The following is a 577-nucleotide window of genomic DNA, read 5'->3' as shown; positions in this document are numbered from 1 at the left end:
GGAACCGGACCGGGCCAGGACCGCCGGTAGGGGACGCCCCGCCGGTCGAAGAAGGGGGTGTCCACCACCCCCGGCACCACGAGACCGACCGCGACGCCGCTGCCGCGCAGCTCGTACCGCAGCGCGTCGGCGAAGGCGCCCAGCCCCGCCTTGGCCGCCGAGTACACGGCCTCCCCCCGCACGGCCACTGCCCCCGCGAGGGACCCGACGAGCACCACGCGCCCGGAACCGGCCTCCACCATGTGCGGCACCACCTGCCGGACCAGCCGCAAGGTGGACAGGAGGTCGACCTCGACGACCTCGACGACCTCGTCGAGGTCGGACGGGGGCATGGCGGTGAAGTCCCCGGCCCAGCCGACCCCGGCGCCCGCCACCAGGAGATCCACACGGCCGGTGTGATCGAGGGCGAACCGGGTCAGCCGCCGTTCGGCGCCTGACCGGGTCAGATCCGCCGGGAAGACCGACGCCGGGGCCCGCTCGGCCACCCGGCCGAGACGCTCGGCATCCCGTCCGCTGAGGACGAGCCGCCACCCCTGCGCGCCGAGCCGCCGGGCCACGGCGGCGCCGATGCCCGAGG

The 577-nt window shown here is 76.6% G+C and carries 1 protein-coding gene; it reads right to left on the bottom strand.

Annotation, left to right across the window (positions count from 1 at the left end):
* Positions 1–577 (bottom strand): SDR family oxidoreductase (locus tag B9S61_RS03670; protein ID WP_103540892.1); only part of this gene is annotated, 577 nt, incomplete at both ends.

Source organism: Streptomyces sp. SM1 (assembly GCF_002910825.1).
Classification (GTDB): domain Bacteria; phylum Actinomycetota; class Actinomycetes; order Streptomycetales; family Streptomycetaceae; genus Streptomyces; species Streptomyces okerensis.
The sequence above is the reverse complement of the archived record's forward strand: the minus strand, read 5'-3'. Positions and strand labels throughout refer to the sequence as shown.